24 protein-coding genes are annotated in these 23756 nt (G+C 66.8%); 4 read left to right on the top strand and 20 right to left on the bottom strand.

Annotation, left to right across the window (positions count from 1 at the left end):
* A partial coding sequence (locus QO033_RS21730) for an alcohol dehydrogenase catalytic domain-containing protein (RefSeq protein WP_284482998.1) occupies positions 1-523 on the bottom strand: 523 nt, incomplete at its 3' end.
* Between the two features lie 280 nt (positions 524-803).
* On the opposite strand from QO033_RS21730, the gene QO033_RS21725 reads away from it, so the two are divergent.
* A complete protein-coding gene (locus QO033_RS21725) occupies positions 804-1148 on the top strand; it encodes a DUF2794 domain-containing protein (RefSeq protein WP_284482997.1) in 345 nt (114 codons plus the stop codon).
* Between the two features lie 20 nt (positions 1149-1168).
* Here the strand turns inward: QO033_RS21725 and QO033_RS21720 are convergent, their stop codons facing one another.
* The 3 genes from QO033_RS21720 to QO033_RS21710 form a co-directional block, all read right to left on the bottom strand.
* Complete coding sequence (locus QO033_RS21720) at positions 1169-2047, bottom strand: C40 family peptidase (protein WP_284482996.1); 879 nt, start codon at positions 2045-2047, stop codon at positions 1169-1171.
* Positions 2044-3429 carry a leucyl aminopeptidase family protein gene (locus QO033_RS21715; protein WP_284483003.1) on the bottom strand — a complete coding sequence of 462 codons (1386 nt, stop codon included), beginning with the start codon at positions 3427-3429 and terminating at the stop codon, positions 2044-2046. Before QO033_RS21715 ends, QO033_RS21720 begins: the two co-directional genes overlap by 4 nt.
* 159 nt (positions 3430-3588) lie before the next feature.
* Positions 3589-3969 (bottom strand): hypothetical protein, encoded by a 381-nt coding sequence (locus QO033_RS21710; RefSeq protein WP_284482995.1) that lies wholly within the window; start codon positions 3967-3969, stop codon positions 3589-3591.
* A 152-nt stretch (positions 3970-4121) separates the two neighbouring features.
* On the opposite strand from QO033_RS21710, the gene QO033_RS21705 reads away from it, so the two are divergent.
* Complete coding sequence (locus QO033_RS21705; RefSeq protein ID WP_284482994.1) at positions 4122-4772, top strand: carbonic anhydrase; 651 nt, start codon at positions 4122-4124, stop codon at positions 4770-4772.
* Between the two features lie 21 nt (positions 4773-4793).
* Here the strand turns inward: QO033_RS21705 and QO033_RS21700 are convergent, their stop codons facing one another.
* The 3 genes from QO033_RS21700 to QO033_RS21690 all read right to left on the bottom strand — a co-directional run bounded on the left by QO033_RS21700 (position 4794) and on the right by QO033_RS21690 (position 8821).
* Positions 4794-6443 carry a DUF4139 domain-containing protein gene (locus tag QO033_RS21700; RefSeq protein WP_284482993.1) on the bottom strand — a complete coding sequence of 550 codons (1650 nt, stop codon included), beginning with the start codon at positions 6441-6443 and terminating at the stop codon, positions 4794-4796.
* A gap of 104 nt (positions 6444-6547) precedes the next feature.
* Positions 6548-7570 (bottom strand): aspartate-semialdehyde dehydrogenase, encoded by a 1023-nt coding sequence (locus QO033_RS21695; protein WP_284482992.1) that lies wholly within the window; start codon positions 7568-7570, stop codon positions 6548-6550.
* 81 nt (positions 7571-7651) lie between these two features.
* The gene (locus QO033_RS21690; protein ID WP_284482991.1) at positions 7652-8821 is read right to left on the bottom strand and encodes an MFS transporter; all 1170 of its coding nucleotides are present in this window, start codon (positions 8819-8821) and stop codon (positions 7652-7654) included.
* A gap of 156 nt (positions 8822-8977) precedes the next feature.
* Between QO033_RS21690 and QO033_RS21685 the strand changes: the two genes are divergently transcribed.
* Positions 8978-10135, top strand: a complete 1158-nt coding sequence (locus tag QO033_RS21685; RefSeq protein WP_284482990.1) for a DUF3095 domain-containing protein — start codon at positions 8978-8980, stop codon at positions 10133-10135.
* A 4-nt stretch (positions 10136-10139) separates the two neighbouring features.
* Here QO033_RS21685 and QO033_RS21680 read toward each other — a convergent pair whose 3' ends face one another.
* The 13 genes from QO033_RS21680 to QO033_RS21620 form a co-directional block, all read right to left on the bottom strand.
* On the bottom strand, positions 10140-11210 hold the full coding sequence (locus QO033_RS21680) for a branched-chain amino acid ABC transporter permease (RefSeq protein WP_284482989.1): 1071 nt from the start codon (positions 11208-11210) through the stop codon (positions 10140-10142).
* A gap of 2 nt (positions 11211-11212) precedes the next feature.
* The gene (locus QO033_RS21675; protein WP_284482988.1) at positions 11213-12247 is read right to left on the bottom strand and encodes a branched-chain amino acid ABC transporter permease; all 1035 of its coding nucleotides are present in this window, start codon (positions 12245-12247) and stop codon (positions 11213-11215) included.
* 126 nt (positions 12248-12373) lie between these two features.
* Positions 12374-13099: an ABC transporter ATP-binding protein gene (locus QO033_RS21670; RefSeq protein ID WP_284482987.1), complete on the bottom strand. Its 726-nt coding sequence runs from the start codon at positions 13097-13099 to the stop codon at positions 12374-12376.
* Positions 13092-13856, bottom strand: a complete 765-nt coding sequence (locus QO033_RS21665) for an ABC transporter ATP-binding protein (protein ID WP_284482986.1) — start codon at positions 13854-13856, stop codon at positions 13092-13094. Before QO033_RS21665 ends, QO033_RS21670 begins: the two co-directional genes overlap by 8 nt.
* Before the next feature lie 124 nt (positions 13857-13980).
* A complete protein-coding gene (locus tag QO033_RS21660; RefSeq protein ID WP_284482985.1) occupies positions 13981-15156 on the bottom strand; it encodes a substrate-binding domain-containing protein in 1176 nt (391 codons plus the stop codon).
* A 155-nt stretch (positions 15157-15311) separates the two neighbouring features.
* Positions 15312-16082, bottom strand: coding sequence for an HpcH/HpaI aldolase family protein (locus QO033_RS21655; RefSeq protein WP_284482984.1), 771 nt, complete (start codon positions 16080-16082; stop codon positions 15312-15314).
* 11 nt (positions 16083-16093) lie between these two features.
* Positions 16094-16894 (bottom strand): 2-oxo-hept-4-ene-1,7-dioate hydratase, encoded by an 801-nt coding sequence (gene hpaH, locus QO033_RS21650; RefSeq protein ID WP_284482983.1) that lies wholly within the window; start codon positions 16892-16894, stop codon positions 16094-16096.
* Positions 16891-17748, bottom strand: a complete 858-nt coding sequence (locus QO033_RS21645; RefSeq protein ID WP_284482982.1) for a fumarylacetoacetate hydrolase family protein — start codon at positions 17746-17748, stop codon at positions 16891-16893. The genes hpaH and QO033_RS21645 overlap by 4 nt, the downstream gene beginning before the upstream one ends.
* Positions 17745-19169 carry a pyridoxal phosphate-dependent decarboxylase family protein gene (locus QO033_RS21640; protein ID WP_284482981.1) on the bottom strand — a complete coding sequence of 475 codons (1425 nt, stop codon included), beginning with the start codon at positions 19167-19169 and terminating at the stop codon, positions 17745-17747. The genes QO033_RS21645 and QO033_RS21640 overlap by 4 nt, the downstream gene beginning before the upstream one ends.
* Positions 19170-19259: 90 nt before the next feature.
* Positions 19260-20240: a 3,4-dihydroxyphenylacetate 2,3-dioxygenase gene (gene hpaD, locus QO033_RS21635; protein ID WP_284482980.1), complete on the bottom strand. Its 981-nt coding sequence runs from the start codon at positions 20238-20240 to the stop codon at positions 19260-19262.
* Positions 20241-20361: 121 nt separating this feature from the next.
* Complete coding sequence (gene hpaD, locus QO033_RS21630) at positions 20362-21216, bottom strand: 3,4-dihydroxyphenylacetate 2,3-dioxygenase (RefSeq protein WP_284482979.1); 855 nt, start codon at positions 21214-21216, stop codon at positions 20362-20364.
* 42 nt (positions 21217-21258) lie between these two features.
* Positions 21259-22770: a 5-carboxymethyl-2-hydroxymuconate semialdehyde dehydrogenase gene (hpaE, locus tag QO033_RS21625; RefSeq protein ID WP_284482978.1), complete on the bottom strand. Its 1512-nt coding sequence runs from the start codon at positions 22768-22770 to the stop codon at positions 21259-21261.
* A 4-nt stretch (positions 22771-22774) separates the two neighbouring features.
* Positions 22775-23161 (bottom strand): 5-carboxymethyl-2-hydroxymuconate isomerase, encoded by a 387-nt coding sequence (locus QO033_RS21620; RefSeq protein ID WP_284482977.1) that lies wholly within the window; start codon positions 23159-23161, stop codon positions 22775-22777.
* Between the two features lie 114 nt (positions 23162-23275).
* Between QO033_RS21620 and hpaR the strand changes: the two genes are divergently transcribed.
* A complete protein-coding gene (gene hpaR / locus QO033_RS21615; protein WP_284482976.1) occupies positions 23276-23716 on the top strand; it encodes a homoprotocatechuate degradation operon regulator HpaR in 441 nt (146 codons plus the stop codon).
* The last annotated feature ends 40 nt before the right edge of the window (positions 23717-23756 follow it).

Below are 23756 nucleotides of genomic sequence, written 5' to 3'. Positions count from 1 at the left end.
CGGTGGTCACGCCGCAGCCGATATAGCAGATCTTGTCGAAGGGCGCGTCCTCGCGCACCTTGGCCAGCGCGATCTCCGGCATCACCGTGTGATTGGCGAAGGTCGAGCAGCCCATGTAGTGGTAGATCGGCGTGCCATCCAGCATCGAGAACCGGGTGGTGCCGTCGGGCATCAGCCCCTGGCCTTGGGTATTGCGGATCGCGGTGCAGAGGTTGGTCTTGCCGCTGAGGCAGGAGGGGCATTCGCGGCACTCGGGGGTATAGAGCGGGATGACGTGATCGCCGGGCTTCAGCGTGGTCACGCCCTCGCCCACCTCCAGCACCACGCCGGCGCCCTCGTGGCCGAGGATGCAGGGGAAGATCCCCTCAGGGTCCGCGCCCGAGCGGGTGAATTCATCGGTGTGACACAGGCCCGTGGCCTTGATCTCCACCAGAACCTCGCCCGCCTTCGGGCCATCCAGGTTCACTTCCATGATCTCAAGCGGCTTGCCCGCTTCAAGCGCTACCGCGGCTCGCGTTCGCATCTGGCTGATCCTTTCGACGTTTTCCCGGACCCTGCGCCAAAGCGGCGCGAGTTTCAACGTCCATTCCGCCGGTTCACCTGCCGTCTGCGACCGCGCGGGGCCCCCGCTGGCCCCCGCCACAGCCGGCAGGACGTCCGGGCGCGCCGCTCTCCTTCGATCTGGCGCAAATATCCCCGCCGGAGGCATCGGGCCGCGGCAGCGGCGCGATTTTCACGGTCCGGATCCGGGCGCGGCCTGCGACGGGCTTGATTTGGCGGCGGGAAAGCGCAACTCTTGCGGTATGAACATGCAAACCTCCAGCGGCACGCCCTACACTCCGGTGACGGAACAGGTCGCCTTCGACCGGCGTGAGCTTTCGGTGATCCTCTCCCTCTACGGGCGCATGGTGGCGGCCGGCGAGTGGCGCGACTACGGCATTTCCTGCCTGCGCGACATGGCGGTCTTCTCGGTGTTCCGCCGCACTGCCGAACACCCGCTCTACCGGATCGAAAAACGTCCCCGGCTCAGGGGGAAGCAGGGGCAATATGCCGTGGTCGGGATGGACGGGCAGATCCTCAAGCGCGGGCATGAGCTGAAGACCGTGCTGCGGGTGCTGGAGCGCAAGCTGATCCGCGCCGTCGACTAGGCCGCTCCGGGGCCCCGGGGTCAGAGCCGCTTGTGCATCGTCACCGGCCCGTCGCCCTGAGCGTCGATGCGGGCGATCGCCGCCGCGATCGGCTCGTAGGCGACCGCCATGTGATGGGCGTTGGCATGGATCAGCCGCTCGGCCGAAACCGCCATCGCCACATGTCCCGCCCAGAAGAACAGATCGCCCGCCGTCGCCGGGGTGCCGGGGGGCAGGGGATTGCCCAGTTCCGCCTGCTGCTGATCGCTGTCGCCGGGGCAGGGGTGACCGCAGGCCAGCAGCGCCGCCTGCACCAGCCCGGAACAATCGATGCCGAAGGAGGAATTGCCGCCCCAGAGATAGGGTGTCCCCAGATAGCGTTCGGCCACCGCGACCGGATCGGGCTCGGGGCGGTCGACAGGCGCCAGATGTGCTGCCGGCATCCACAGGCGGCGCCGATGCTCGGCGGGACCCAGGGCGATCCGGCTCCAGGCGCCCTTTGTGGCGGTGACGGCGACGCGGGCACCCTGCGGCAGCCAGTCGGTCTCGTCCCGGGTCTTCAGATCGGGGGTGGTCTTGGCATAGCTGTGGCGCGGCACCACCCGGTGGGTCGGCGCCTCCAGGTCCGCATCGGGGCAGAGCCGGTCGGCTTCCATCCAGCCGACATGACCGTCGCGGGTGGCAAAACCGAAGAGCCGGTCGCCGCGCTGCTCCAGCACGGTGAAGGTCTCGCCCAGAATCAATTCGCGGTCGCGGGCGGTGCTGTCTGCACCGGGAAACAGCGTCGCCCGCGGTGTGATCACGCGCCAGTCGGCACCGTCGGTGAACACCTCGGCCTCGACCGCGCCGCGCAGGCTCACATGGGCGGTGCGCCCGTTGCAGCGCCAGCGGCGGCGATCGCGGGACAGCGGCGCGGTCACAGCCCCAACATCTCCGGCAGCGCGTAGAACAGCGCGCGGCTGCCCTGGGCCAGCCCGCCCTTGGGGCGCGCCGGGGTGGCGGCGGGGCTCCAGGCGTAGATGTCGAAATGGACATAGCGGCCGGCGCCGGCAAAGCGGCGCAGGAACAGCGCGGCGGTGATCGCCCCGGCAAAGCCGCCGCCGGGGGCGTTGTCCAGATCGGCAATGCCCGGTTCGATCTTCAGCTCGTAGGGGTCGTGAAACGGCAGCCGCCAGACCGGATCGGCCATGCTGGCGCCGGCACGGGCCAATGCGGCGGCGGCGTCCTCGTCATCGGTGAAGAAGGGGGCGATATCGGGGCCGACCGCGACCCGCGCCGCCCCGGTCAGCGTCGCCATGGAGACGATCAGGTCGGGGTCCTCCTCGGCGGCGAGCGCCAGCGCATCGGCCAGCACCAGCCGGCCCTCGGCATCGGTGTTGTTGATCTCCACCGTCAGCCCCTTGCGCGAGGTCAGGATGTCGCCGGGACGGAAGGCATTGCCGGAGACCGCGTTTTCCACTGCCGGGATCAGCACCCGCAGCTGCACCGCCAGCCCGGAGGCCATGATCGAGCGCGCCAGCCCCAGCACATTGGCCGCCCCGCCCATATCCTTTTTCATCAGTGCCATGCTGACCGCAGGTTTCAGATCCAGCCCGCCGGTGTCGAAACAGACGCCCTTGCCGACCAGGGTCAGCTTCGGCCCGCTGTCGCCCCAGCGCAGGTCGATCAGCCGGGGGGCGCGGGGGGAGGCACGTCCGACGGCATGGATCATCGGGAAATTCTGATCCAGCAGCGCGGTGCCCTCGGTCACCGCGACGGTGGCATCGAAGGTTTCGGCGAGGCTGCGCGCCGCGGCCTCGAGCTCTGCCGGGCCCATGTCGGAGGCGGGAGTGTTGATCAGGTCGCGGGTCAGGCATTCGGCTGCCGCCAGGGTTTCGATCCGGCCGGCATCGAGCCCCTCGGGCGCGATCAGCGCCCGCGCTGCGGCCGGGGCCTTGTCGCGATAGCGGTCGAAGCTGTAGCCGGCGATCAGCCAGCCGAAGGCCTCGGTCGCCAGCGCTGCGCCGCTGAGCCCGGAGGCGATCCGATAGGTGCCCGCAGGCAGCGCCTGGGCGGCGCCGGCCAGCAGGAACCGATGTCGGGCCCGCTCTGCCGGGGTGGCATAGCCGACCAGCGCCATCGCCGGGGTACCCTCCGGGCCGGGTACCAGCAGCGTCTGGCCGCGCGCGCCGGTGAATCCGTTGGCGACGACCCAGCCCCGGACCGGCGCTTCCTGCGTGTCCAGCCAGCTGTCGAGGGCGCTGCCCTCGATCACATGCAGGGGGAGGGCGGGGGTGCCGGGGGCGGCGAAGGCGGGGGTCATGCTGTCGGGGGTCATTGCGGCGCTCGTCTGGAATTCACTGTCGCAGAGACTATCCCCCGCAGGTCTGGCCGCAAGACCCCATTGCAATACACTGCCCCGCCATGGGGCCGGCTCCTGGGTCGGGGACCGGTCCCGTGGGCGACGGCGCCGGCCCGGGCGTCAGACCGAAACGCCGCGCATCTGCCAGACCGCGCGCAGCGATTCCTGCCCGATCCGCCGCAGCCGCGCCAATGTTGCCGCCACCGCCACCCGATCGCCCTGATCTGCGGCGATTGTGACGTCGCGGGCCACCCGCGCCAGCGCCTCCATCCCGATCTGCTCGGCGATGGCGATGGTGGAGCGGGCGCATTTGCGCAGCGCCGCCGCTTCCTGCATCCGCCACAGCTGCTCACACCGCTGCAGCCGGCTGTCCAGCTCCTGGCTGGCGCGGGCGATCACGGTTTCGGCGCCGTGGGTGCCCATCTGCCTGTAAAGCAGCGTCAGCTGCCGATAGTCCAACTCAACCGATTCCACCCGCTTGAGAGCGCACAAATGTGCCACGTCTTTCTCCTGCCGTCCGATCTGCCTGTTCGCGGCCCCATCATCCCGTCGACAGGTTTTCAAAAGGTTTCGATTGGATGTGCTTATTCCCTCGAATTTTCCCCGAATGAGGATTATCTGGTGCCCTGACGTAACCAAGCGAGGAAAGTTGCATGCAGTTCGCCAAACCTTTGCCGAGCTACCTGGTGCATCGCTATCAGGGCTGGAAGGCGACGACATATTCGGAGAACCAGAGCTGGTATCGACGCCTTGCCAGCGATGGGCAGCATCCGCGCGCCATGGTGATCTCCTGCTGCGACAGCCGGGTTCACGTGACCTCGATCTTCGGCGCCGATCAGGGGGAGTTCTTCATTCACCGCAATATCGCCAACCTGGTGCCCCCCTATGAGCCCGACGGCGACCACCACGGCACCTCGGCCACCATCGAATATGCGGTGACGGCGCTGAAGGTGGCGCATCTGCTGGTTCTGGGCCATTCGCAATGCGGTGGGGTGCAGGGCTGCATCGATATGTGCAAGGGCCACGCGCCCGAGCTGGAGGCGAAGGAGAGCTTTGTCGGCCGCTGGATGGATATCCTGCGCCCGAAATTCGATCTGGTCGCCGATATCGAGGACGACGAGCAGCAGGCCCGCGCGCTGGAGCGCCAGTCGGTTCTGGCCTCGCTCGCCAACCTGATGACCTTCCCCTTCGTTAAGGAGGCGGTCGACAGCGGCGAGCTGACGCTGCACGGGCTCTGGACCGATATCGGTGCCGGCGGCCTGGAATATTACGATCCCAAACTGGGTAAGTTCCTGGAGGTCTGAGGATCGCTTGCGGGCTGCGCCTCAGCGCAGCTCGTACCCGTCCGGCCAGCTCAGCCTCTGGTCCAGGCGGATGGTTTGGCTGGCCCCCGGCGCCAGCGTGAAGCGCCATTCCAGCAGGCCGCGGCGGTCTTCGGCATCGACCAGATCGGGCGCCGGCTCCGCGCTCCAGTTGATTTTCAGATTCTCCTGTTCCGAATAAGGCACCCGTCCCCGCAGCCGCAGATCCCAGCCCGTGGCGCTGAGATTGCGGGCGCTGTATTGCTGCGTCTCGGTCTGTTCGCTCGATTTGCTGAGCATGCCGCGATCGCCCTGGCTGCGGGAGAGCCGGGCGAAATCCAGCCGCAGGCCCTCGATGGGGCCGAAGCCCAGCTCGGCCGCCTGACCGCCAGCGATCAGCGGCATCCGCCCCAGCCCGGTGAAATGGCCATCCAGGAACAGCTGCACAGTCTCCGCCGGCAGCAAGACATCGTCGCTGTCGTTGGTGAAGGCGGCGGTGACATAGGCGGTGGGATCGGTCTCGGGGGTGGCGCGGGCAAAAACCTCTGCCGGCAGGGTCAGCGCGCCCAGCGGCAGGCGCAGCGCCTCCGCCCCCGGAGCGATGGTGACCGGCTGGGGATAGTCGTAGGTGACGCTGATGCCGTCCAGTACGCTGGCGGCCGCGCCCGCCAGACCCATGGGGGCGGCTTCGACCATCGGCTCCGCCAGCTGGGCGGCATCGGATTTGTACATCGGCGCCACCGGCTGCGGTTTCACGATCTGCCGGCGCCGGGGATAGAGTTCTGAGGCGTCGCTGCGCGCGCCGGGGGTGACGGTGGACAGGCGCAGATGCACGTCGCGCCAGGTCTCTCCGGTGTCCTGCATCACCCAGGCGACCCGGGTCAGCGTCAGTTCCGCCGCAGCGCCGCGGGTCAGATGCGCCTCGTAGCCGGGTTGCCAGTCGCCGGCGGCGCTGAGATAGCTGATCGTCACCAGCCCCTCCGCTGCCTCTTCGGCGGAGACGGTCAGCCGGTATTCGGCGCCATCCTCGGCCTGCGGCATCAGCGCGGCCAGCGCGGCGCGGGCGGCCTCCAGTGCCTTTTTCTTGTCCTTCAGCGGCGTGTCGAAGGCGCGCGCGGCGATTTCTGCGGCCAGCGCGGCGGTGCCGGCGTTCAGGGTTTCCTCGGCGATCATGCGGGACAGGTCGCGCAGCACAGCCACCCCCTGGCCGCCAATCCCTTCGGCGCGGGCGAGACCGGAGAGGAACCCGGCCTGGGCGCGGGCTGCCTCGGCCTTCAACTCCTCGGCGCGGCGACGATCCTGAAACTCCAGAAGCTCCGCCCGCAGGCGGGCGATCTCGGCCCGGGCGGCCCTGATCGCATCGCTTTCGGTCCTGTCCCGGGGGGCGAGCGCGGCAGTGCGGGCGGTGACCGTCTCCAGCGTGGCGCCCTCGACGCTCAGCCGCAGCTTTGCCAGATCGACTCCGGGATCGGCGCTGCGCAAGATCAGCTGATGGCGGCCGGCGGGAATCGCGAAGGGCACCCGGCGTTCGATGCTGGCGCCACCGGGGTGCAAGGTCACCGCGGTGACCGGGGCGTCGAAGGAAAACACATCGGCCAGTGCGGCCGTGGGCAGGGTGAGGGCCAGAACGGCAGGGGCCAGAACGGCGGGGCAAAGCAGGACGAGGGCACGCATGAATTCACCTGTGACAACCGATGATCCACCATCGCCCGGCCCGCCACAACGAACAAGAGGGCGCCCGTGGGGACGCCCTCTGTCTGTCTCGGTCGGATGGGCGATCAGCCCTTCTTCAGAACCTCGCGGCCCAGCAGTTCGGCGATCTGCACCGCGTTCAGCGCCGCGCCCTTGCGCAGGTTGTCGCTGACGCACCACAGGTTCAGGCCGTTGTCGATGGTCGAATCCTGGCGGATCCGGCTGATGAAGGTGGCGAAATCGCCGACGCATTCCACCGGGGTGACGTAGCCGCCGTCCTCGCGCTTGTCGATGACCATGACGCCGGGGCTTTCGCGCAGGATGTCGCGGGCCTCGTCCTCATCGAGGAAATCCTCGAATTCGATGTTCACCGCTTCGGAGTGGCCGACGAAGACCGGCACCCGCACGCAGGTCGCGGTGACCTTGATCGAGGGGTCGATGATCTTCTTGGTCTCGGCGACCATCTTCCATTCTTCCTTGGTCGAGCCGTCATCCATGAAGACATCGATATGCGGAATCACGTTGAAGGCGATCTGCTTGGTGAATTTCTTGTGCTCGATCTCGGCAGTCGGGTTGTAGACGGCCTTGGTCTGATCCCAGAGCTCGTCCATGCCTTCCTTGCCGGCGCCGGACACCGACTGATAGGTCGATACCACCACGCGCTTGATCTTGGCGCGATCGTGCAGCGGCTTCAGCGCCACCACCATCTGTGCGGTGGAGCAGTTGGGGTTGGCGATGATGTTCTTCTTGGAATAGCCGTGGATCGCCTGCGGGTTGCACTCCGGCACGATCAACGGGATGTCCGGATCGTAGCGGTAGAGCGAGCTGTTGTCGATCACGACACAGCCGGAGGCAGCAGCCTTCGGCGCGTATTCCTTGGTCGGCCCCGAGCCCACGGCAAAGAGCGCGATGTCCCAGCCGGTGAAGTCGAAAGTGTCCAGATCCTGGGTCTTGATAGTCTTGTCGCCGAAGCTCACCTCAGTGCCGAGAGACTTGCGGCTGGCCAGAGCAGCAATCTCATCCACCGGGAACTGGCGCTCGGCCAGGATGTTCAGCATTTCGCGACCCACGTTGCCCGTGGCGCCCGCGACGACGACGCGATAACCCATAATATCCTCTCTTGCGGTTTCGGCCGGCCAAGCGGCCGGCTGCGGCCTTCTACAGGTATTGCGGCCAAGACAAAAGGGATTCTAATCCAGACTGTCGCGGCTGAAGAGGTAAACCGCCGTTCCGAGCACGGTCACCAGCGCCAGAAACAGGAAGATCGCCACATAGGGGGCGGTCAGGCCCTGGGCCTCGGTCGCCGCATGCAGTCGGCCGGTGGCCAGCTGCATCAGCCCGACACCGCCGATTCCGAACAGATTCATCAGGGTAACGCCGCGCCCGACCAGATGCGCCGGGAAAAAGGCGCGGCCATGGGCGATGATCACCGGGAAATAGCCGCCGAAGACCCCCACCGCCGCCATCAGCGCCAGCGACAGCGCCGGGGTGTTGTCGATCTGCAGGCTCAGGGCCGCCAGCGCCGCGGCGGTGCCGATGCCGCCAACCGCGATCGGCCATTTGCGGCTGCGGCAGAGCCGGTCCATCGGCCCGTAGGCCAGCGTGCCCAGGATCATCGCCACCCCCATCACCAGCGTCGCCTGCCCGATTCGCGCCGTATCCATGCCGAAGACATCCGCCAGATAGGGGCCGATCCACAGCCCGCGCAGGGTGCCCGAGGGCGCGTAGGAGACGAACATCATCGGCAGGATCAGCCACAGGACCGGCAGCTTCAGCAGATCGAGGACCGACCCCCTGTGATCGCCCTCGGCCGGGGCGGGATCGCGCACCGTGACGAACAGGCCGACTGCCACCGCCGCGCTCGCCGCGCAGAGCAGCAGCATGGTGCCGCGCCAGCCGATCAGCTCGGCGGCAAGCGCGGTGGGATAGGAGGCGATCAGGTTGCCGACCGAACCGACCCCCAGCATCAGCGCCCCCAGCGTGGCGAAGTGCCGGGGCGGGTATTCGCGGGCGAAGATGTAATAGGACGCCATCAGCACCGGCGAACAGCCGATCCCGATCAGCGCCATCGCCAGCCCCAGCATCCCCGGTCCGCTGGCGAGAGAAAACAGCGCCGTCCCGCCGGCGCCGCCGATCAGCAGCAGGACCGATGCGGTGCGCCGTGGCCCGATCCGGTCCAGCGCCCAGCCGACCGGCAGCTGCATGAGCGCGAAGGCGAGAAACCACATCCCCGAGGCATCGGCCAGGTTCTGGGCGCTCACCCCGATGTCCTGTTCCAGGACAGTGCTCAGAACCGCCAGGAATGCGCGGAAAAACTGGCTCAGCACATAGGCCAGGCATAGCCAGATCAAGCCCATCATCGCGTCGCACCTCCCCTTGCGTTGCCATATCGGACGGCACTGGGTCGCATGTCGGCGCGATGGGGGCAAGCCGTTGCCGTCCGCCCCGAACCGCACTGGATCCATTCCGTGGCGTCCCTATCTTGAAAGGGCGACAGCGCAGGGGAGGGCCCGCCGATGGCAGCGCCGCAGGATGTCTATGCCGGGATTGCCCCGGTGACCGATTTCGCCGCCCTGGCTGCCGGCGAAGGCTATACCGCGCTGCCGGACGACTGGCTGGTCGGCACCGCCGATATCGTTTCCTCCACGGCGCAGATTGCCCAGGGCCAGTACAAGACGGTCAACATGATCGGTGCGGCAGTGATCGCGGCGCTGGCAAACGCGCTTCAGGGCGCCCCCTTTCCCTTTGTCTTCGGCGGTGACGGGGCCGCTTTCGCGGTGCCGCCCTCCGCCGGCGCGGCGGCGCGGCGGACGCTGTCGGAGCTGCGCCGCTGGGCGGAGGAGGAGTTCTCCGTCGCGTTGCGGGCGGCGCTGGTGCCGGTGGCGACCCTGCGGGCCGAGGGGGTCGATCTGCGCGTTGCCCGTTATGCGCCGGATCCGGGGCAGGGGGCGGAGGCGGCGGATTACGCCATGTTCTCCGGTGGCGGCATGGCCCTGGCCGAGGCGCGGATGAAGGCGGGCGCCGATGCTGTGCCGCCGGCGCCGCCGGGCAGCCGCCCCGACCTGACCGGCCTGTCCTGCCGCTGGGCCAACCTCAGGGCGCAGAACGGGCTGATCCTGTCGCTGGTGGTGCTGCCGGTGCCGGGGGCGCCGGCCGAGGGGTTTCGCGACATCGCCGCCCAGGTGGTCGAGATCGCCAGTCATCTCAGCCGCAGCGGCCATCCGGTGCCGCCCCAGGGGCCTCCGCTGCGCTGGCCGCCGGCCGGGCTGCGGCTGGAGGCGCGGGCGACCCACGGGCAGGGGTCGCTGCCACGGCGGCTCACCGGCGTGCTGCTGTTTCACCTGATGGCCTTCGTGCTGCTGCGCTTCGGTCTCAGGCTGGGGGATTTCGATGCCGGCCACTATGCCCGGCAGGTCAGCGTCAACGCCGATTTCCGCAAGATGGACGATGGGCTGAAGATGACGCTGGATTGCGATGCCGCCACCCGGGATCGGATCGAGACGGTGCTGCGCCGGGGGGCGGAGGCCGGGCTGATCCGCTACGGGCTGTTCGATCAGGCGGAGGCGCTGGTCACCTGTTTCGTGCCTTCGGCCAGCCGCGACGATCACATGCATTTCGTCGATGGCGCCGCGGGCGGCTATACCGAAGCCGCCCGCAGGCTCAAATCCAGCTGATGGCTCAGCGTCCGTTTCTCAGCCGGCCGACGATGCCGGTGGGGAAGAAATAGACGCTGAGGATGAACAGCACGCCCAGCCACAGCAGCCAGCGGTCGGCGCTGAGCAGTTGCGGCAGCACCGGCATGCCTTCGACCAGGCCGGAGGCGGCCCCCATCAGGTTCTGCAGGTAGTTCTGGGCGACGACGAACAGCGTCGCGCCGACCACCGCGCCATACATGGTGCCCATGCCGCCGATCACCACCATCAGCAGGATATCGATCATCAGCTCCATCGACAGGGTGGTATCGGGCCCGACATAGCGCAGCCAGACCGCATAGAGCGCCCCGGCCAGCGCCGCCGCCGATGCCGACAGGCAGGTCGCCGCCACCCGGTAATAGACCACGCGGTAGCCGATCGCCTCGGCCCGGAAATCGTTTTCCCGGATCGCCTGCAGCACCCGGCCGAAGGGCGAATTCACCACCCGCAGCAACAGCAGGAACAGCACCAGCGCGCCGATGAAGACGAAGTAATAGGCCAGCAGCTTGCCGTTCAGCTTGACCCCGAACAGCTCTCCCCCCAGCGCCTCCTTGCCGAATTTGAATGCCGGTCCCAGCTCGCGCGGCAGCTTGAAGGTCAGCCCGTCCTCGCCCCCGGTCAACCCGGAAAGTTGGCTGGCCAGCACCGCCACGGCGGAGGCCACCGCCAGGGTGATCATCGCGAAGAAGATTGCCCGCACCCGAAGCGAGAAGAGACCGATCAGCAGCGCCAGTACCGCCGAAACCAGCGTCCCGCCGAGCGCGCCGATCAGGATCGCGTCAAAGCCACGGCCCAGATGGGTCAGCCCCAGCGCCACGCCATAGGCGCCGATGCCGAAGAACATCGTATGGGCGAAGCTGACGATGCCGCCATAGCCCAGCAGCAGGTCGTAGCTCGCCACCAGCACGATGAACACGCTGATCCGCGCGGCGGTGTCGACGGTGCGCACGCCGGGGAACAGGAAGGGAGCCAGCGCCAGCCCGACGAAGATCGCCGTCAGAACGACCGACAGCACGACAGACCGCGGCATGTCGCCGGACAGAATGGATCGGAACATCGTCATTTCGCCTTCACCACCGGGATCATGCCCATCGGCCGCCACATCAGGATCAGCACCATCAGGGCGATATTGGAAATCAGCGCCGCCTTGGGTTCGATATAGGCGACATAGTTCTGCAGCAGCCCGACCAGCAGCGCGCCGATGAAACAGCCCTCGACGCTGCCCAGCCCGCCGATGATCACCACGATGAAGATCAGGATCATCGCGTCATTGCCCATATGGGCGGTGATCACCTCCTGATAGAGACCCCACATCACCCCGCCGAGGCCGGCCAGCGCGGAACCGGCGATGAAGACACCGACGAAGACCCGGCGCAGCCGGTATCCCAGCGCCTCGACCATCTCGCCGTTCTGCACGCCGGCGCGCACGATCAGCCCGATCTTGGTGCGGCGCAGCACGAAGCGCATGGCGGCGAAGACGATCAGCCCCACCACCACGGCGACCAGCCGGTATTTCTCCAGCGCAGCACCGGCGAAGGTGATCGCGCCCTTCAGGCTCTCCGGCCGGGTGATATAGATCTCCTCGGGACCCCAGAGCACGACGATCAGCTGCTCCACCACGATCAGCCCGCCCATGGTCACCAGGATCTGCTTCAGGTGATGGCCGTAGACCGGCATCACGATCACCTTCTCAAAGGCCCAGCCGACCGCACCGGTCGCCGCCATGGCGCCGATCACCGCCAGGAGCAGCGCGATCAGGTTCAGCCCCAGCGACGGCGCCCCACTCATCTGCCCCAGCACCAGCAGCACCGAGACACCGACGAAGGCGCCGATCGACACGAAGGCGCCATGGCCGAAGTTGATCACGTCCATCAGCCCGAAGACCAGCGTCAGCCCGGAGGCCATGATGAAGATCATCATCCCCATCGCCAGGCCGGATACGGTCAGCGTCAGCCAGCTGGAAGTCTGCGGAATGGCGATGGCCCCCAGCGCCACCAGCACCGGCACCAGCAGCACCGGCATCCAGGGCGCCAGCCGCTGGCCCAGGCTCAGCTCGGCCATCTTGGGTTTGTGTTTCGGCGCCGCCGTGGTCATCGCCGCCCCTCCCGCATGATCGTCATCTCCTGCGCCTCTTCCCTTCGCGCAGCCCCGGGGCCCTGCATGGCGCCCTGCTGCTTCTTCTCTGTCAAAATACTCAAATCCGGCATCGGCCGCCGCGGCTCAGTGATGGGCATCCAGGCTCAGCCCCATCAGCTTCTCCTGCAGCTCCGCGTTATTGCTGAGCTCGGCCATGGCGCCGGACCAGATCATCCGCCCGTCGTCCATCACGTTGGCGGTATCCCCCAGGGCGCGGGCGACGGCGAAGTTCTGTTCCACCAGCAGGATCGAGGCGCCCTGTTCCTTCAGGTCCTTCAGGGCGCGGGCCATGGTCGACACGATTGCCGGCGCCAGCCCCTTGGTCGGCTCGTCAATCAGATAGAGCTTGCGCTCCTCCACCATGGCGCGGGCGATCGACAGCATCTGCTTCTGTCCGCCGGACAGGTTGCCGGCTTCGGATTTCCAGAAGGTCTTCAGCGGGGGAAAGGCCGAGAAGATCCAGTCGAGCCTGGCGCTGTCGATCGGGCCGGACACCGCCGCCAGTACCATGTTCTCTTCCACCGTCAGGTCGGAGAAGATGCCCATGTCCTCGGGCACGAAGCCCAGGCCGGCGCGGGCGATGGCCGGGGTCGGCAGCGCGGTGATATCCTCGCCGTCGAACAGGATGCGGCCCTTGTGGGCGCGCCAGTGGCCGATCACGGTTCTCAGCGTGGTGGTCTTGCCCACCCCGTTGCGGCCCAGCAGCATGGTCACCGCGCCCCTCGGCACCTGCAGGTCGACCCCCTGCAGGATGTGGTATTGCGCGATGTTGGTATAGACGCCTTCCAGGGTCAGGATCGGGTCAGACATCTTCCAGCTCCTTGCCCATATAGGCTTCCTGCACGACGTCTGAGGCCATCACCTCGGCGGGCGCCCCGTCGGCGGCCAGCGCGCCGTTGTGCAGCACGATGATCCGGTCGGCCAGCGTGCGGATCACGTCCATCTTGTGTTCGACCAGCAGGATGGTGCGGTCGGTCTGCGATTTCAGCTCGGCGATCAGATCGAGGACCACCGGCGCCTCGTCCACGCTCATCCCGGCGGTGGGTTCGTCGAACATGTAGACAGCCGGATCGAGCGCGATCAGAAGCGCCACCTCCAGCTTGCGCTGGTTGCCGTGAGAAAGCTCGGAGACGACCTGATCGCGCTGGTCGATCAGCCGCACACGGGTCAGCACCGCCTCGGCGGCCTCGACCATCTCGCGGTGTTTCGCCGCCATCGACCACATGTTGAAGCCCTGGCCGGAGTGCGACTGCACCACCAGTCGGACGTTTTCCAGCACGGTCAGATCGGGAAACAGGTTGGTCAGCTGAAAGGCGCGGCCGATGCCGGCGCGGGTGCGCTGCGACACCGACCGCCCCGAGATATCGCGGCCGCGCAGGAACACCTTGCCGGCGGTGGCCGGGATCTGGCCGGAAATCAGGTTGAAATAGGTGGTCTTGCCGGCGCCGTTGGGGCCGACGATGGCGGTCAGCTCTCCGGCCTGAAAGGCGCAGGAGACGGCATCGACCGCGACATGGCCGCCGAAACGGACGGTCAGGTCCTGGGTTCTGAGAATGGGGTCTGTCACTCTGTCTTGTCCTTCGCTCGGCCTCCGGGCCTCAGACGGCCGGGGCGGGGAGGGCAGCGCCGGGCGGCGGCGCGGGTGGGGCAGAGCGGTCCGGCCGCTCTGCCCCGGTCACTACGGGAACGGATTACTGGTTACGGATCGGGATCGGCAGATCGTCGATGGTCAGCTCGCGGACCAGCTCCGGGACCGCCCATTCGACATTCGGGTCGACCTTGATCTTGAAGTGATACATCGACTGCAGCGCCTGGTGATCCTCGGGGCGGAAGATCATCTTGCCCTTGGGCGTCTCCCACTCCATGCCTTCCATGGCGCTGATCAGATCCTCGGTATCGGTGGAGCCGGCCTTCTTGATCGCCTCGACCACCGCGATACCGGCCGCCATGCCGCCGGCGGTGAAGAAGTCGGGCGGGGTGCCGAAGCGCGCCTCATGCTCCTTGACCAGCCAGTCGTTCACTGGGTTCTTCGGGATCTCGTAGTAGTAATAGGTGGCGCCTTCCATGCCGGGGAAGTCCTTGTAGGCCTTCATCGCCGCCAGGATGTTACCGCCGGTCGCGATCTCGATGCCGAACCGGCTGGGGTCCATCGCGTTGATCTTGCTCATCGGGTTGCCGCCGCCGGCCCAGATGATGAACAGCTTCTTCTTGCCGTCCAGGTCCTTCATCGCGTTGAAGATCCGCTCAGCCGCGGCGGTGAAATCGGTGGTGTCGGTGGGCACGTATTCCTCGTGTTCCACCGAGCTGCCGACGCTTTCCAGCGCGTCCTTGAAGGCGGCGATGCCGTCACGGCCGAAGGCGTAATCCTGCGCCAGCGTGGCGATATGCACATCCGGGCCGGCCAGCGCGATGGCGTTCGACACCGCGTCCTGGGACGAGTTGCGCCCGGTGCGGAAAATATAGCGGTTCCAGTTCTCGCCGGTGATCGAATCCGCCACCGCCGGTTCGACGATCAGGATTTTCTCGTATTCCTCGGCCACCGGCAGCATCGCCAACGCCACGCCGGAACTGACCGGGCCGACGGCCAGGTCGACTTCGTCGTCGCCATAGGCCTCTTCCAGCAGGGCGCGGCCGTTCTCGGGCTTCAGCTGGGTGTCCTTCTCGATCACGACGATCTTTTCGCCGTCGATCTCCATGGTGCCGCCGGTGGCATATTCCAGCCCCATCATCAGCCCGTCATGGGACTGTTTGGCATAGGCCTCATAGGGGCCGGTCTTGCCGTAGACATGGGCGATCTTGATTTCGGCGGAAGCGGCGGTCGCCAGCGCAAGCGCAGACACCATTGCCGCAGCAAATGTGCGTTTCACGTTCTCTCTCCCTCGTGCGCGCCACGCTTTCGGCGCAAGACTTTCCGGTGCGGTCACGCTACCGCCGGGGGGGCGAAGGGGTCAATTGCGTGGAAATACGCACGAAGGTTGACGGTGCGGCAGCCGCCCGGCGGCGGCTGCCTGGCGCGGGGCGGTCAGCCCTGTTTCCAGCGGGCCGAAAGCTTGCGCGCCGCCTGCGCAAGCACCAGCACGTCGATGCCGACGGCGAGGAACTGCGCCCCCATGTCGGAAAAGGCCTGGATCGATTCCTCGGTGGTGCCGAGGATGCCGGGGGCCTTGCCGGCGGCCTTGATGCGGCTGAAGGCATCGGCGATGGCGGCGCGGACCTCGGGTGCGGTGTTGTCGCCCTTGTAGCCCATATCGGTGGACAGGTCGGCGGGACCGATGAACACCCCGTCGACCCCCTCGACCGACAGGATATCGTCGAGCGCGGCCAGGCCCGCGCGGCTCTCCACCTGGACCAGAAGGCAGATCTGGTCGTTGGCGGTGGCGATGTAATCGGGGATCGAGCCGAACATGGTGGCGCGCCCGCCGGCGGCGCCGACCCCGCGCATGCCCTCGGGCGGATAGCGGCAGGCGCGGACCAGTTCGCGCGCCTGATCGCCGGTTTCCACCATCGGCACCAGCACCGTCTGGGCGCCGGCATCCAGCACCTGCTTGATCATCCAGGCCTCGCCGATCGGCACCCGCACCACCGGCTGGCTGTCGCTGGCGGAGAGCGCGATCAGCTGATCGCGGATCGACCGCAGATCATTCGGCGCGTGTTCGCCGTCCAGCACCAGCCAATCGAAGCCGGCGGTGCCCATGATCTCGGCCACCGGACCTTCGGCGAAACTCATCCAGCAGCCGATCAGCTTCTGGCCATCGGCCAGCGCCTGTTTGAAGCTATTCTTGGGGGCGGGCATTGAAACCTCTCTTATGCGAAGGTGATGTCGACCGATCCGAAGGATCCGTAATCGGCGTGAAACCGGGAACCGGGCGGTGCTTCGACCGGGCGGATGAAGGAACCGGAGAGGATGATATCCCCCGCCGCGATCTCCTGACCGTATTCGGCCATGCGCCGCGCCAGCCACAGCACCGAGGTCACCGGATCGTTCAGCACGCCGGCGCCCAGCCCGGTTTCCTCGACCACATCATCGCGGCTCAGGATGGTGCCGGTCCAGCGCAGATCGACGGTATCGGAGGGATGGCGTTCGCGGCCCAGCACGATGCCGGCATTGGCGGCGTTGTCGCTGATGGTATCGGCGATCACCCGGGCCCGGCCGGTGACGGGATCGGCGCGCAGCACGCGAGTGTCGAGGATCTCCAGCGCGGGGGCGACATAGTCGGTTGCGGCCAGCACATCGGCGCGGTCGCAACCGGCCCCCGACAGCGGTGCCTTCATGACGAAGGCGATCTCCGCTTCGATCCGGGGCTGGATGAAGCGGCCGGCCGGCACCGTGGCGCCATTGGCGAAGAGCATGTCATCGAGCAGCACGCCGCTGTCGGGCGTGTCGATCTTCAGCGCGTCCTGCATGGCGCGGCTGGTCAGGCCGATCTTCCAGCCGATCTTCTTGCGTCCGGCGGCCAGCTTGCGGGCGATCAGCCGCGACTGGACCGCATAGGCATCGTCCAGCGTCATCCCCGGATAGCGCAGCGAGAGCAGGCCGCATTGCTGGCCGCTCTCCTCGGCGCGAAACAGGGTTTCGGCGGCCTCGTCATATTGCTCGGGGGTCATTCGTCCTCCACCGTATTGGTCAGCCTGCCGATGCCCTCGGCCTCGACCTCGATCACATCGCCGGGAACCAGGTATTTTGGCGGATCGAAGCGTGCGCCGGCGCCGGTGGGAGTGCCGGTGACGATGATATCGCCCGGCACCAGCGTGGTGAAGGTGGAGATATATTCGATCTGCCGCCGGATCGGGAACAGCATGCGGCTGGTGCGGTCGTCCTGGCGCAGCTCTCCGTTCACGGTGGTGGTCAGCCGCACATCGTCCAGTTGCGCCGGCGAGGTGAAGGGGACCAGCCACGGGCCCATGGCGCCCGAGCTGTCCCAGTTCTTCCCTTGGGTCACGTTGAACTTGGCATGCCGCACCCAGTCGCGCAGCGTGCCTTCGTTGCATAGCGTCAGCGCGGCGATGTGGTCATAGGCGTCGGCCTGCGCAATCCGCCGCCCGCCCTTGCCGATCACCACGGCGATCTCGCCCTCGTAATCCAGCTGCGGCGTCTCCGGCGGGCGGATCAGCGGCCGGTCGTGGCCGGTGAAGCTGCGCGGGAAGCGGATGAACAGCGACATGTTCGGCGGCGCCTCCTGCCCGTCCTTGTACTCCGCATTGCGGTCGGGGAAGTTGACACCGACGCAGATGATCTTCTCCGGCGCGGGGATCGGAATGTCGTAGCCGAACGTCCCCGTCGGGTGGGTCACCGCGCGCCCGCGCGCCGCTTGCCAGAGGTCATGCAGCGCGCCGGCCGCGATCACCTCGCGCAGGGTGGGGTATTGCGGGAACTCCGGCGACAGGGCGATCATCCCCTGATCGGTGGCCACGCCATAAAAGCTCTGCCCGCTGGCGGTATAACTCGCAAAGCCCTTCATCCGAGCGTTCCTGCGATTTCGGTGATCACGTCATAGGCCATCATCACATCCTCTTCGGTGGTTTCGAATTGCCCGGCCTGAAAGCGGATCGCGATCCGCCCGTCGACCCGGGTCTGGGTCAGGTAAATCCGCCCGTCGTCGTTGATCGCATTGACCAGGCGGAGGTTGAGATCGTCGAGGTCTTCTGCGCGGTCCGCGGCCCCTTCGGGCACATAGCGGAAGGTGAAGAGCGACCACATCGGCGGGGTCACGATCTCGAACTCCGGCGTTGCGGCGAGCCTGTCGTGCAGCTGGACCGACCATGTCACATGGTTTCTCAGCCGTTCGCGCAGCCCTTCGAGCCCATAGGCGCGGATCAGGAACCAGAGCTTCAGCGCGCGGAAGCGGCGGCCCAGCGGCACCGACCATTCGGAGTAATTGATGATGCCCTCGGCGCCGTGGGTCTTCAGATATTCCGGGCTGATCGCCAGCGTCTTCACCAGATCGTCGGGGTTTTTCAGGAAATGCGCCGAACAGTCGAATTGCGCGCCGAGCCATTTGTGCGGGTTGAAGACCACGCTGTCGGCGCCTTCGATGCCCTGCCAGTACGGGCGGAACTCGGGGCAGATCATGGCGCTGCCGGCCCAGGCGGCATCGACATGAGTATAGAGCCCGTATTTCCGTGCCACCGCCAGACAATCGGCGACCGGATCGGTGGCGCCGGTGCCGGTGGCGCCGACACAGAGGATCAGCCCGGCAGGCGTCAGCCCGGCGGCCAGATCGGCCTCGATTGCGGCCTCCAGCGCGACGGGGTCCATGCCGCGCCAGTCGCCTGTGGTGGGGATGCGGATCAGGTTCTGTTGACCGATGCCGGAAATCCAGATCGCCCGGTCGATCGAGGTATGCACCTCGGCACTGGAATAGATGCGCAGCGGCGTCTGGCCGGGCAGGCCCTGCTGGTTGCCCCGCCAGTCGAGCGCCCGTTCGCGCATGGTCAGCACCGCGGCGAGCGTGGCGGTGGAGGCGCTGTCCTGAATGACGCCGGCAAAGCCGTCCGGCAGGCCGATGGCCTGGCGCAGCCAGTCCATCATCCGGGTTTCCATCTCGGTCGCCGAGGGAGAGGTCTGCCACAGCATGCATTGCGGCGCGATGGCCGCCACCAGGAATTCCGCCAGTACCGAGGGCGCGGCGGCGTTGGAGGCGAAATAGGCGAAGAACCGCGGGTGTTGCCAATGGGTGATCCCGGGCATCACGATCTCTTCGAAATCGCGGAACACCTGTTCCATGTCCTCGGCCGTCTCCGGCGGGGTGGCGGGCAGGGCGTCCAGCACCTCGCCCGGCCTGGTCTGCGCCCGCACCGGGCGATCCCCCACCGTCAGGTGATACTCCTGCGCCCAGTCGGCCACGCGGCGGCCCCATCCGGCGAATTCAGTCCACTTCATGTCTCAGTCCCTTTGTCGCGCCTGCCTGCCCGCTGGCAGGTGCAACCATCGTTTTATGAACCCGCCGAATGTGCAATGCGACGCTCTTCCTCACGGCGCAATGATCGGCTGCGCCTTCAGCTGCGCCGGGACCGGTTCCTGCCCCTCGAACAGGCTGCCTTCCTCGAACCAGCTGCGCGGCGCCGGCGCCCCCCAGAGGGTCTGGCGCTGCGGGTCTTTCAGGTCCCATTTGATCGGTTCCAGATCCGGGTCCACCGTCTGGTAGTCGGAGCAGTAGATCTCGATCCGGTGGCCGTCGGGGTCGCGGATATAGAGGAAGAAGGCGTTGGAAATCCCGTGCCGCCCGGGGCCGCGTTCGATGTTGTCGACCCAGCCGGTGGTGGACATCAGGTCCAGCAGATCGATGATGTTCAGCGGCGTCGGCACCCAGAAGGCGGTGTGATGCAGCCGCGGCCCGGTGCCGTTGGTGAAGGCCATGTCATGCACGCCGCCCTTGCGGTGGCACCAGGCCGCCCACAGATGGCCGCTCTGCTCGTCCTCGGTATATTCGGTCACCCGAAAGCCGATCTCGTTGTAAAACGCCACGCTGGCGTCGACATTCGGCGAGAAGCAGTTGAAATGGTCGATCCTGAGCGGCTTGACCCCGCGATAGAGCGCGTATTTCTGGTGGATCGGCGGCAACCGGTCCATCTGCACGTAGAATTCCAGCGGAATGCCCAGAGGATCGCGGGTGCGGAAGGTCCGCGACTGATAGGGGCGCTCCACCCAGTCCACCGGCAGATCGCGAGAGCGGAAGAACGCCTCGGCGCGGTCCAGGTCCTCCTCGCCGAAAAGCTTGAAGCCCAGATCGCGGGCCGCAGGGGTATCGCCCTTGCGCAGGACGATGCAGTGATGGCCGCGCTCTTCCAGCGCGCGGAGATAGATCGCCTCGCTGTCCTCGTCGGTGACCTGCAGGCCCAGGGTGTCGACATAGAAGGCGCGGGATTTCGCCAGATCGGTGACGATCAGCTCCACATGGCTGAGCCGCACGATGTTGAACGGCGGATAGAGGTTCGGGGCGGGAATGGGCATTCGGGGGCTCCTTTCAGGGGCTCAGCGCGGGGCGGGAGCGGATTTGTCCGAGACGTTCGGGGGGCGTTTTACGAAAACGCCGGCGTCCCGGGCGCGGGCATGTCGCTTCGGTCATCGCGGTCTATTGAACCGGGAAGATCACATTTGTCTGGCCGGTGCCGGAGGAGGGGAAATAGGGTGTCACCACCTCGCATTGCGCGGTGTAGCGGTCCCATCCCAGCGCGCCGTAGAGCATGGCGGTGTCGTGCATCGCGCCCTCGCCGCAGCAGTATTGCGCGTATTCCGGCAGCATCTTGAGGAAGGTGGCGTGATCGCCGGCCTTCCACATCTCCAGCACATGCAGGTCCATCTGCCGGTTGAATTCGGAGCTGATGGTGAAGGTGCCGTTGTTGGCGGCATAGTCCTTGTTCGCCCAGATCTTGTGAGAGAGCGAGCCGGAGGCGACCAGCAGCACCTTGCTGTCGCTCTCCTCCACCGCCTTGCGGATCGCCTGACCCACCAGCCGGCTTTCCTGATGATCGTGCACCGTGCACCAGGCGGCGATGGAGACGACCTTCATCTCATGCTCGCGGGCCATGAAGCGCATCGGCACCAGCGTGCCGTATTCCAGCTCCAGGCTGTCCAGGTGATGCGACAGCGTATGCGCGCCCAGATCGCAGGCGGCCTTGGCGATGGCATCGCCCAGTTCGGGGTTGCCCTGATAATCATAGGGCAGGTCCTGGATGAACTGCGGGAACTCGTTCGAGGTGAACAGCCCGTGAAACCGCGCGTTGGCATTGATGTGGAAGCCCGCGTTGATCACCCAGTGGGTGTCGCAGATCACCACGGTATCGGCCCCCAGCGCCTTGGCGCGGCGGGCGATCTCGCGGTGGCCGTCGATCGCGGGTTGCCTCTTGCCCTCGACAGGACCCGGCTGTTCCGACATCAGCATGGTCGGCACATGGGTGCATTTGGCGGCGAGTACGATTTCTCCCATGGTCTCCTCCTCCTGAAACCACTCGTGACAATTGGGTCGGGCTCAGGCGCCCAGACGCGGGATCTTGTGCTGGCCCAGGGCAAAGCCGATGTGCTTTTGCTCCATGTAGAATTCGAACGACCAGTCGCCGCCGTCGCGGCCGATGCCGCTGGCCTTGACCCCGCCGAAGGGGGTGGGCAGGTGGCGGACATTCTCCGAATTCACCCAGATCATCCCGGCCTCCAGCGCATCGGTAAAGCGCAGGGCGCGGGTCAGATCGTTGGTCCAGACATAGGCGGTCAGCCCGTATTCGGTGTCATTGGCGACCTGCAGCGCCTCGGCCTCGTCGGCGAAGCGGATCGCGGTCAGGACCGGGCCGAAGATCTCTTCCTGGGCGATGGTCATGTCGGTGCTGGCGCCGGTGAACAGGGTCGGGCGGACGAACCAGCCTTCCTCTCCGACCCGGCAGCCGCCGGCGGCGACGGTGGCGCCATCCTGTTTCGCGATGTCGAAATAGGAGGTCACCTTGTCGAAATGCACCTTGTGGATCAGCGGGCCGATTTCGGTTTCCGGGTCCAGCGGGTGGCCGACCCGGATGTTGTTCACCCGCTCGATCAGCTTGGCCTCGAATTCATCGGCGATCGTGTCCTGCACCAGCAGCCGCGACGACGAGGTGCAGCGTTCCCCGTTCAGCGAATAGATCATGAAGATCGCGGCATCGAGCGCGCGGTCCAGATCGGCGTCGTCGAAGACCACGACGGGGTTCTTGCCGCCCAGTTCGAAATGCACCCGCTTCAGCGTATCGGCGCCCTGTTTCATGATCATCGAGCCGGTGCGGCTTTCGCCGACGAAGGCGATGGCCTTGATCGCGGGGTGTTCGGTCAGGGCACGGCCGGCATCCTCGCCGAAGCCGTTGACCAGGTTCCACACCCCGTCGGGCAGGCCGGCCTCATGCGCGATCTCGGCCAGGATGCGGGCGGTCAGCGGGCTGAATTCGGCCGGCTTGTGGACGATGGTACAGCCGGCGGCCAGCGCCGGGGCGATCTTCCAGGTCGACAGCATGAAGGGCGTGTTCCAGGGGGTGATCACCCCGACCGGGCCGATCGGCACCCGCGTCGTCACGTTCATCAGCGTCGGCGACCGCAGGTTCTGCCCGTCGCGGGCCGAGGTCACCTTGTCGGCGAAGAAGCGGAAGTTCGCGGCGCCACGCAGCGCCGCCTTGGACATGAAGCGCAGTGCCTGGCCGGTGTCCCAGCATTCGCAGAGCGCGATTTCCTCGGCCCGGGCCTCGATCAGCTCGGCGATGCGGATCAGGATTTTCTTGCGCTCGGCGGCGGGCATGTCGCGCCAGGCGGGAAAGGCGGCTTTGGCGGCCTGCGCGGCGGCGTCGATGTCCTCCACCCCGCCGCGGGCGACCGGGCAGATCACGCTTTCGTCGACCGGGGAAACCGTGTCGAAAACGGAGCCGGAGGCGGCGGGCCGGGTTTCCCCGGCGATCAGGTTCTGAATGCCATGCGGCCGGAAGCGGGCCAGATAGCCGTCGAGCTTGGTCAGATTGTCGGTCAAGGCGGTCATGGGATCAGCCCTTTTTCAGATGGTCACGGATGGTGCCGGTTTTCGGCGCAAGGTCGGGATCGATGTCGCGCATCTCCAGCGACAGGGCGAGCGAGCGGGTCGCCATCACCGGTTTCAGAAAGGTCTCGGCGGCGGCGAAGATATGTGCCGTGGCCGCCTTTCGGGTGTCCAGATCGCGGCCGCCGCGCAGCCGGACCGAGATGTCGATATAGCCGTGGGCGTCGCTGCCATCGGCGATGGAGACATGATCGGCGCGCATCGCCCGGACCCGGATCCCGGGCATCGGCAGCGCTTCGGTCTCGATGGCGGCGATCCGCAGCACATCGCAGAAACGGGCCATATCGACCCAGTCTTCTACATTGGGGGAATAATCCACCATCAGATGCGCCATGAGGCTCCTCCCTTCCTTCATATAATTAACATGTTCATGAATTTTGCAGATTCGTCAAGCTAAAAGACGGATTCTCGCATTGCGCGAGTCGTGGCGGATCGGCAAAACTCTCTCATGACCCGAAAACTACCCTCGACCGACCGCTCCCTGCCGATCGCGCTGCTGCGCGCGCGGGAAGAGGTGATGGGCCCGATCCGGGCGATGCTGACCAATGTCGGGATCACCGAACAGCAGTGGCGGGTGCTCAGGGTTCTGGACGAGGGGGGCGCGATGGAGCCGACCCGCATCGCCGAGGTCGCCTGTCTTCTGTTGCCGAGCCTGACGCGCATTTTGCAGAAGCTGGAAGAACACGGGCTGATCGCGCGGCGGCGGGACCAGACCGACGGGCGCAAGCAGATCATCGAGATCAGCGCCGCGGGCTCCGCCCTGATCGCGGAGAACCTGGAGGCGAGCATCGCCCTGAACGAGGCCGTGCGCGAACGGCTGGGGGCGGAGCGCTATGAATCACTGCTCGATCTGCTGAACGAGCTGTCCTCCGGCCGGGCGGCGGACTGAGGTGAAGGGGCCGGGGGCCGTTGCGGCCCCCGACGGCATC

Origin of the sequence: Pseudodonghicola flavimaris (assembly GCF_030164425.1) — a bacterium.
Classification (GTDB): domain Bacteria; phylum Pseudomonadota; class Alphaproteobacteria; order Rhodobacterales; family Rhodobacteraceae; genus Pseudodonghicola; species Pseudodonghicola flavimaris.
Note: the sequence above shows the minus strand (reverse complement) of the source record. Positions and strands in the feature narration are given on the sequence as shown.